This window comes from Brooklawnia sp. (assembly GCF_032229645.1).
Lineage (GTDB): Bacteria > Actinomycetota > Actinomycetes > Propionibacteriales > Propionibacteriaceae > Brooklawnia.
The window spans coordinates 1-8,485 of record NZ_JAVTWX010000077.1; the positions used below are offsets into that span (position 1 = coordinate 1).

Sequence of the window (8,485 nt, forward strand, 5' to 3'; positions counted from 1 at the left end):
GTCGCAGCGCTCGTCCTTGCTCGTCGGCCTGATACGACAGGTGGGTGACCGGCCGCCCATTCTCGACGGCCCCCGTCAACTCTCGGACCTCGCTGATGAAGCGCTTCCGGGTGCCACCACGCCAGGTGTCGTCCACCAGGCTGACGTGAATGAGCAGGTGCAGGTTGAGCGCGATCTGGCGATAGGCCTCACTCACGCCGAGCACACCGCCTTGGGCGACTCTGGCGGCCAGCCTGTCCATGGTCGATGCCGCCGAATGGGAATGCGTCGTCGACATGGTGCCGGCGCCAGACTGCATCGCTTCGAACATGGCCCCGGCCTCACCGCCGCGCACCTCACCGACGATCAGTCGGGAGAGGTTCTGCCGCAAGGCCTCCGGAATCAGATCGGCGACCGTGAACTCCCCGACGCTGCGTCCGTCGCGGTATTCGCCGAGGCCGGTCTTCGCCTGCAGGGCGACCATATTGCGTCGCCCCGGCAGCAGATGGGTGAGCAGTTCGTAGTCGGTCTCCAAGGTGCCTATGCGCTCCGTGGCGGGCACCGCAGCGACCAGCGCCCGCAACAAGGTCGTCTTACCTGCGCCTTGGTCCCCGGAGATCACGCACGACTTCCGGGCCAGCACGCAGGCCCGCAGCAACTCGGCCAGTTCGATCGGCATCATTCCCGTGCTGGCGAGATCGGTGAGGGTGACGCTGGTGAGCAGATGCTGGCGGATGACGATCGATGGCCGGTAGCTGAGGCCGAAACCGACGGCGTGCAGCCGGAAGCGGTCGCCGAGCGCCAGCGTCATCATCGGATGTGCATCGTCGAATGCCCGCGCCGGAGTGGCGCTGGAGCCGAGAAACCGGATCGCCTCAATCAGCTCATCGTCGCTGTCGGCGACCGGCGACAGCTCCTCACGGCGACCATCTCCGTGCTGCGCCACGACGCAGTCCCAGCCGTGGATCTCGATGTTCTCGGCTGTCGGAATCTCGAAGAGCGGCTGCAGTCGCCCGTAGCCGAAGATGGCGTTCTCGACGGCGGCCGCGACGGCCTGCTCGGTGGCCAGCTCCCACAGTTGTTCACCGGACTGGGTGAGGCGTCCCGCGTGCTCGCGCACAACGCTTCCGATCACCGATCGGCCCATCATTCGACGGTCGTCGGCCGGCATCGGGCGGCCGTGTTCACCAGCCCAGTGTTGCGAGTTCTCCGCAATCTGCTCGGATGCCTGCCTGCGCAGTTGGACGACCACCTGCCAGTCGATCGCATCCGGCCTGCTGCCTCGTCTTGCCGGCCGACCATGCCTTGTCTCCCGCGACGCGAGTTCGGCATCGGTGAACGGGGGGAGCGCTGTCAAAGCGTCCGCCAGTTTCAGGTGCGGTGGGGCCACAGCCGCGGGAGTGCCACCGAGTGGGTTCATGAAACGACCCCTCGGGTGCTCCGGACATCTGATTGCACCGTCTGGCCGCCGAGCTTCAAAGCCAGCGAGTGCAACGCGCGCCACAGCGGACGACCGGTCAGCTTGCGCGGCGGAAGCGCTCCGTCGCTGAGCACGTCGGCTGTAGCGCAATCCCAGGGCAGATCTGCCAGCAGCGGGAGCTCCAGCTGCCGGGCAATGTCGGACGCGGAATAGGGCCGGCCTCCGCCCGACACCACCAGTGACAGGCTCGCCGAGGACAATTGCGTCGCATCGGTCAGCTCGGGCAACGCCAGCCGAAGCGCCGCCAGCGCGGGCAAATTCGACCTGGTCACGACTGCGACGGTCCAGGCTCGCTCGACCAACGCGGCCGGTAGGCCGTCGGCGTCGAGGCGGCCGGCATCGACGATCACATCGACGCCACCGGTCTGTAGATCGTCGAACTGATCGGCCAGGCGGCCCCAGTAGCCCGAGAAGAGCAGCGCCGAACGCGGATGGGCGAACCCCGGCAGGAAGCGACGGCGGTGCGCCGCGTGTTCGTCCAGTGGAAGCGTGAAGTCCAGCAGCCCCCCGGACGATTCGGGTCGTGGGGCTCGATATGTTTCGGCAAGGGCTCCGAGGCCACGGCCACCGACCGGCATTCCGCGTAGGTATCCCGCCAACACGGCCTGACTGGGGTGCGGATCGCAGTCGGCGAGCAAGACCTCGCGCGGCCATGTCAATGCCAGCCCGAGCGCGGTGCTGGTGACACCGGGGGAGCCACCGGCCGAGGCGCAGATGATCAGCATCAGCCATCACCCCTGCGAACCACGGCGACACGGTCCACGGCGGCCAACGCGGCGACCTGCCCGGCCACGATCTCTTCGACCTGCACGTCGACCAGCCATCCGCTGCCATCTGCGGTCGCCTGCGGGGTCGAGGCGACGATCGCCTCATACTGAGCGCCCGGCGTCGTATCGGAGTCCATTGGGCCTGGCACCGCAATCAACCAGATGCGAGTGCCAGGGGGCACGGGCTGCGATGGCAATCGCCCGGCCGCGAGCTTCAAGCCAAGCTGGGCGGCCCCGGCGGGCACAAGATGTGAGCCGATGGCGTCCGGACCGGGTAGCGAGCCGGCCGGCAAATCGACCAGCGCGAACTTTCCGACAAGGCCTGCTACCCGGTCAGCGGGGACCACGGTGACTCCATCGGCCCGGCCAAGGGTCGTGGTCGTCAGGTCGGCCGCCTCAAGCTGCTCACCCCGCGCCACATCGGCAGCCATCACCACCACGGTCTGCGATTCCTGTGTTCCTGTCCACGCCCACGCCATGATCAGGGCACCGAGGCAGGCGCACAGCACACCGATGACGATCAGCCGGTTACTCCGGCGCGCGCGCAATTGCACCGCAGCCGGGCGCTGGGGGGCCTGCGGCAGGTCCGTCGGCGGAGCCGACGAAGGTAGGCGTGGGGCAGCCATGGGGGTATCCCTTCACCGCGGCAGGGTGGTGGGGTCGCGGTAGAAGCACCCTATGTCACCAGCTCCCCCCGTGACTAGGCGTAGCAATGATCTGTGGAAAACTCGACGCCGTTTGCCGAGAGCCGACCCCCGCCTCCGGTGATCTCTAGCACTTTCTCGGGTCTTCGCTAGATATATCAAGATTCATCTCGAAGCCCTGAGCGCTCCGATGGGCGTCTGATCCGTTGCGTAATTCGAAACACGCCTGTGACAATGGCGTTGTGGACGCTCCTGTGGAAAACTCCTGGTTCTGGACGAGGTTATCCACAGGGCCGGGGGAAACCGGCAAAACAGAGATCCCGTAGGATGAAGCTCGCCCTTCTTCGCGGTGCTGCGGCCAGTGGCACCCTGCCGACTCTCAGGAGATTGCTCATGGAAGCTCTAGTCCCCTGGTGGGGCATTCTGCCCTTCGCCGTCATGCTCTTGAGCATCGCGTTGATGCCGTTGATCCCGGCCACCGCGCACCACTGGGAGAACTGGAAATTCCAACTCGGGGTGGCACTCGTGCTGGGCGTCCCGGTGGCGATCTGGGTCGGGTTCCTGCTGAACTGGACCCGCGTGGGCCACGCGGTACTCGAGTACGTCCAGTTCATCCTGCTGCTCTTCGCGCTCTTCGTGGTATCCGGTGGCCTATTCCTGGCCGGTGACATCAGGGCAACCCCCAAGAACAACACGATCGTGCTGGCGATCGGGGCTGTCGTCGCGTCCTTCGTCGGGACGACCGGTGCGGCGATGCTGCTGATTCGTCCGCTGCTGAACATCAACTCCGAGCGCAAGAACAAGGTTCACACCGTCATCTTCACCATCCTGATCGTGGCGAACAACGGCGGCCTGCTCACTCCGCTGGGTGATCCGCCACTGTTCATGGGTTTCCTGCGCGGTGTCCCGTTCACCTGGACCTTCCATCTGCTGCCGATGTGGGCGTTCATCAACGCGATGCTGCTGCTGATCTACTTCGCGCTCGACACCAAGGCCTACGCACAAGAACCCTTGGCCAACATCGTCGAAGACGTGCTGGAGATCACCCCCATCAAGCTGATGGGACTGATCAACCTGATCTGGTTCGCCATGATCATCGCCGCCGTGGCGCTCGTTCCGTCACTCGATCTGCACCTCATCGAAGAAGGCCACGCGGCCTGGTACGACTATGTGCCCTGGCGCGAAATCGTCTTCCTCATCGCGGCGGCCGGTTCGTACATGACCGGCAGCAAACGAATTCGCTTCGAGTTCAACCAGTTCAACTGGGGTCCGATCCGTGAAGTGGCGGTCATCTTCGTCGGCATCTTCCTCACCATGATCCCGGCGCTGGAGTTCTTGTCGCAGGTCGCCGACAGGATGCCGCTCAACACGATCACCTTCTTCGCGTTCACCGGTGTGCTCTCGGCCTTCCTCGACAATGCGCCCACCTATGCGACCTTCTTCGAGATGGCCCACACCCTAGGCGCCGACCCAAGCGTGATGCCGGGGATGGAACGGGTGGCCGGCGTTCCGTGGGTCTGGCTGGAAACCATCTCCTTAGGCGCGGTCACCTGTGGCGCGATCACCTACATCGGCAATGGCCCGAACTTCATGGTGAAGTCGGTCGCCGAATCCCGCGACGTCGTCATGCCGTCGTTCGGAGGGTACATCGGCTGGACCGTTCGCTACCTGATTCCAACCCTGTTCGCGATGGTCTGCCTCTTCTTCGTGGACCCGTGGTGGGGCAAGGTGCTCGGCGCTGTCGTCGCGCTCATCTTGATCGGTCAAGCCGCACTCACCTGGGCCAAGTACCGCAACGTCGTCGAGCCCTGAGAGGCGCGACCGGCCTGCGCCGAATACCCCGGAGGCCGCTGAAACGCGCCGCTCAGTGATAGCCGAGCGTGTCCAAGGCGTCATCATCGATGCCGAAATGGTGGGCAATCTCGTGCACGACGGTGATGTGGATCTCGTCCACCAGCGCGTCGAGCGACTCGCACATCCGCAGGTGCGGTCCGCGAAAGATGGTGATCCGGTCGGGTAGCACGCCGCCGTAGTCGAATCCGCGCTCAGTCAGCGGCACTCCGTCATAGAGCCCGAAGAGCTCCTCGCCGTTGGGCGGTTCGTCCTCGATGAGGACGACGCAGTTGTCGATCAGCGAGATCAGCTCGTCCGGGATCGAGTCGAGCGCCTCGTCCACGTAGCGCTCGAAATCGGATTCGCTCAGCTGGACGGCCATGGGCCGAGTCTACCTAGAACGATCGTTCCCGTGCCCATCTCACCTTGTGAAGGCGGACGAGCACGGGAACGGGAAGTCGGCTGGTGGAGCCTTGGGGATCAGCGGGGCCGACTTCGGACGAGCGGCTCAGGCTTGCTGCACAGCGTCGACGACCTTGATCGCCGAGATCTCAATGTCAATACCGACCTTGTCGCTGACCAGCACGCCACCGGCCTCCAGAGCCGCGTTGAAAGCGACACCGTAATCCTGGCGGTTGATCGAAAGTGATCCTTCGAAGCCCATCCGGGTGTTACCGAACGGGTCCTGGGCCACGCCACCGAACTCGAAGTCGATGCTGATCTGCTTGGTGGTGGCTTTGATCGTCAGGTCGCCGGTGATGCGGACGTGCTCATCGTCCAGCTGCTCCACCTTGGTCGACTTGAAGGTGATGGTCGGATAGGTCGCGACCTCGAGGAAGTCGTTCGTACGAAGGTGCTGGTCGCGACCCTCGTTGTTGGTATTGATCGAGTCGGCCTGAATGGTGACTTCGACGTGCGAAGCCGACGGGTCGGCGGCATCGGCGTAAGCCGTGCCCTCGAAGCTGTCGAAGTTACCGCGTACCTTCGTCACCATCGCGTGCCGAGCCGAAAAGCCGAGGCGCGAATGCACGGGATCAAGAGTCCAGTTGCCGGTCAGAGCGGCGGCGTCAACCATGGTGTTTCTCCTCTCGGGCGCCTGCGGTCTCTCCGTAGCGCTCACACCCATCACAACATAGTTGAACCCTAAACTATTCCGATCTCGCCGGCAGCGAGGATCGAGGGCACCCTGAGTCTGCCTGGTCCAACGCGCTTGAGTGCTCCCCAGATGAACGATTCGCGTGCGAAAAGCGCTGCTGAAGTCATCTGGGGAGCACTGGAGCGCGTTCTGCTGCGACAACGGAGCGGTCGCCTGGGGTGACAGGCGTCCGCTCCGTTGGGTGGTGGGCAGCTGACCGATCAGTCGACCAGGCCTTCGAATAGCGGAGTCGACAGGTAGCGCTCACCCCAGTCCGGGACTATGGCCACGATGGTCTTGCCGGCGTTGGCCGGATCGGCGGCCAGGTCGGCGGCCGCCCGCAGCGCTGCACCGGAAGAAATGCCGACCAGCAGACCCTCCTCCGTGGCCGCACGGCGAGCCCAGGCAATGGCGTCGTCCCCGGTCACCTGGAGAATCCCATCGACCACGCTGCTGTCATAGATGGCGGGGATGAAGCCAGGGCTGATGCCCTGAATGCGGTGCGGAGCCTTCTGGCCGCCCGACAGCACCGGCGACTCGGCCGCTTCGACCGCGTAGAGCTTCACCTCGGGCTTGCGCTGCTTGAGCACCTGACCGATACCGCTCACGGTGCCGCCGGTGCCGACACCCGAGACGACGATGTCGACCTGGCCGTCGGTGTCGGCCCAGATCTCCTCCGCGGTGGTCTTGCGATGGATCTCGACGTTCGCGGGGTTGTCGAACTGGCGAGCCAAGATCGCACCCGGGGTGCTTGCCGCGATCTCCTCGGCGCGCTTGTTGGCGCCGGGAACACCCTCGGCGGCCGGGGTCAAAACCAGTTCGGCGCCATAGGCGCGCAAGACAGCGCGGCGTTCCTTCGAGAAGCTCTCCGGCAGCGTGATGATCACCTTGTATCCACGAGCAGCACCCACCCAGGCGAGCGCGATACCGGTGTTACCGGAGGTGCCCTCCACGATGGTGCCTCCGGGCTGGAGGGCCCCGGACGCCTCGGCCGCGTCGACGATGGCAACGCCGATGCGATCCTTCACCGAGTTCGCCGGGTTGTAGAACTCCAGCTTGGCCAGCACGGTGGCCTCGGCGTCTGGGTAGAGCCGGTTGATTTTCACCAGCGGAGTACGGCCGATCAGCTTGGTCGCGTCCTCGAAGTATGCCATTTTTCGTCGTCCTTTATCGAGAGAGTTTGTTGCTTCGGTTTCAACTGCTAATACGTAGAACTGCCCGCTGCGTTTTCTGAACGGGCGCTCAATAATCGAGAGGATTCCCTCACATGAGGAAGTATGAAATCACTGGCTGCGGCTCTGCCTACACCCGTGCCGCCGATCGCGACGCTTGTGAGAAGCGTGATCAGGGGAACCCGGGACCTGCGATCTAACTCGTCGGCTGACGCCGTCAGCAGGAACTGATCAACAGCCGCAACAAGGCATCGACGCACAACAACAGGACATCATCAGTGCCTGGCGCGTCGAAATCATGGTGTGAACCATACCTGCACTCTTGGACAGAATTCAAGTCCGTCCCAAAAAGTGAACCGAAGAATTGCGCTGAGCATGGATATCGAAGTCGAGAACCTCGGGCTCGCTCCGGGGTTGCTACCGTCCCGCATTTTGTCGGTGGACCCTGTTAGAACTAGTGCTACAGCGTTGACCAGTGCTAACAGCGTCAACGATGACGCCAGATAGATAGGAATCGACATGTCCGACTACCGCCCGCTGCAAGGCCCGCAACAGCCCGCTGGTCCGCCTGTGCCATCGCAGCAGGGCCAACAGCCGTCGGCCTATGGCCAGCCCCAATCACCGCGATACGGCCAACAGCCTCCCTATGGCCAGCCCCAACCGCCCCAGTACGGCCAACCCCAGTACGGCCCGCAACAGCAGTACGGTCAGCGCCCGATACCTCCGCAGTATCCACAGCAGTTGCAAGCCAGTGCTCCGATACCTCCGAAGAAGAAGCCAGGCGCGCTACGGATCGTCGCATTCGTGACCCTTGGCATCGCTGCGCTGCTCTTTCTCGTCGGCATCCTGGGCGGCGGGGGCAAGGACGAGGCCTCCGACCAGGCAGCCGCAACACCAACCCAAGCCGTGGCCCCGGCCGAGGCAAGCGCTGCACCGGCCGATGCGACCGCCGAAGCGCCACAGCCAGCACCAGAGCCCACAACGGCAGCGGTCCCGACCGAATACAAGTCGGCACTGAAGAAGGCTCAGAGCTATGTCGACATGATGGCCTTCAGCCAGGCCAGGCTCTACAATCAGCTGACCTCCGAGTACGGCGAGAAGTTCTCGCCAGAGGCCGCCCAGTACGGTGTCGACAATGTGAAGGCGGACTGGAACGCCGAGGCACTCGAAGCGGCGATCAACTATCAGAAGACCATGTCAATGTCGCCGTCGGCGATCTGGGACCAACTGACATCCGAGTACGGTGAGGCCTTCACCCCGGAACAGGCCGACTATGCGATCGCGAATTTGCCTGCCTGAGCCGAACACCAGTGCCGCTCGCCGCCCGCGCTTCCAGCCTCCCGCACATTGCGTGAAACGCCTCGTGGCTGGAGGCGTGGGTATGGTTCGCATAGTCTTCCCGAAAGCTGGGAGAGGGACCGACACGATCGTCTGCCGGATTCGCGGGCGATTTTCGTTTCCGCTAGTAAAGGGCA

At 64.1% G+C, this 8,485-nt stretch carries 8 protein-coding genes; 2 read left to right on the top strand and 6 right to left on the bottom strand.

Features of this window, described 5'->3' with window-relative positions:
- The 3 genes from AAFP05_RS05325 to AAFP05_RS05335 all read right to left on the bottom strand — a co-directional run.
- A partial coding sequence (locus AAFP05_RS05325; RefSeq protein ID WP_341728816.1) for a CpaF/VirB11 family protein occupies positions 1–1,399 on the bottom strand: 1,399 nt, incomplete at its 3' end.
- On the bottom strand, positions 1,396–2,184 hold the full coding sequence (locus tag AAFP05_RS05330) for a hypothetical protein (RefSeq protein WP_341728817.1): 789 nt from the start codon (positions 2,182–2,184) through the stop codon (positions 1,396–1,398). The genes AAFP05_RS05325 and AAFP05_RS05330, both read right to left, overlap by 4 nt.
- Entirely contained in the window at positions 2,184–2,852 is a 669-nt protein-coding gene (locus tag AAFP05_RS05335) for an SAF domain-containing protein (RefSeq protein WP_341728818.1), read from the bottom strand. The genes AAFP05_RS05330 and AAFP05_RS05335 overlap by 1 nt, the downstream gene beginning before the upstream one ends.
- A gap of 411 nt (positions 2,853–3,263) precedes the next feature.
- Here AAFP05_RS05335 and AAFP05_RS05340 point away from each other — a divergent pair, with 411 nt between their 5' ends.
- The gene (locus AAFP05_RS05340; protein ID WP_341728819.1) at positions 3,264–4,682 is read left to right on the top strand and encodes a sodium:proton antiporter; all 1,419 of its coding nucleotides are present in this window, start codon (positions 3,264–3,266) and stop codon (positions 4,680–4,682) included.
- 52 nt (positions 4,683–4,734) lie between these two features.
- Here the strand turns inward: AAFP05_RS05340 and AAFP05_RS05345 are convergent, their stop codons facing one another.
- The 3 genes from AAFP05_RS05345 to cysK all read right to left on the bottom strand — a co-directional run bounded on the left by AAFP05_RS05345 (position 4,735) and on the right by cysK (position 6,992).
- A complete protein-coding gene (locus AAFP05_RS05345; RefSeq protein WP_341728820.1) occupies positions 4,735–5,085 on the bottom strand; it encodes a metallopeptidase family protein in 351 nt (116 codons plus the stop codon).
- A gap of 126 nt (positions 5,086–5,211) precedes the next feature.
- Positions 5,212–5,778 (bottom strand): YceI family protein, encoded by a 567-nt coding sequence (locus AAFP05_RS05350; RefSeq protein ID WP_341728821.1) that lies wholly within the window; start codon positions 5,776–5,778, stop codon positions 5,212–5,214.
- 281 nt (positions 5,779–6,059) lie between these two features.
- Positions 6,060–6,992, bottom strand: a complete 933-nt coding sequence (cysK, locus tag AAFP05_RS05355; RefSeq protein WP_341728822.1) for a cysteine synthase A — start codon at positions 6,990–6,992, stop codon at positions 6,060–6,062.
- A gap of 537 nt (positions 6,993–7,529) precedes the next feature.
- Here cysK and AAFP05_RS05360 point away from each other — a divergent pair.
- Positions 7,530–8,309: an Ltp family lipoprotein gene (locus AAFP05_RS05360; protein WP_341728823.1), complete on the top strand. Its 780-nt coding sequence runs from the start codon at positions 7,530–7,532 to the stop codon at positions 8,307–8,309.
- Positions 8,310–8,485 lie beyond the last annotated feature (176 nt).

What these genes read in the sequence shown, in the direction of transcription:
- cysK (WP_341728822.1), bottom strand. Translation starts at nt 6,992, where the DNA reads ATGGCATACTTCGAGGACGCGACCAAGCTGATCGGCCGTACTCCGCTG.
- AAFP05_RS05330 (WP_341728817.1), bottom strand. Translation starts at nt 2,184, where the DNA reads ATGCTGATCATCTGCGCCTCGGCCGGTGGCTCCCCCGGTGTCACCAGC.
- AAFP05_RS05340 (WP_341728819.1), top strand. Translation starts at nt 3,264, where the DNA reads ATGGAAGCTCTAGTCCCCTGGTGGGGCATTCTGCCCTTCGCCGTCATG.
- AAFP05_RS05335 (WP_341728818.1), bottom strand. Translation starts at nt 2,852, where the DNA reads ATGGCTGCCCCACGCCTACCTTCGTCGGCTCCGCCGACGGACCTGCCG.
- AAFP05_RS05360 (WP_341728823.1), top strand. Translation starts at nt 7,530, where the DNA reads ATGTCCGACTACCGCCCGCTGCAAGGCCCGCAACAGCCCGCTGGTCCG.
- AAFP05_RS05350 (WP_341728821.1), bottom strand. Translation starts at nt 5,778, where the DNA reads ATGGTTGACGCCGCCGCTCTGACCGGCAACTGGACTCTTGATCCCGTG.
- AAFP05_RS05345 (WP_341728820.1), bottom strand. Translation starts at nt 5,085, where the DNA reads ATGGCCGTCCAGCTGAGCGAATCCGATTTCGAGCGCTACGTGGACGAG.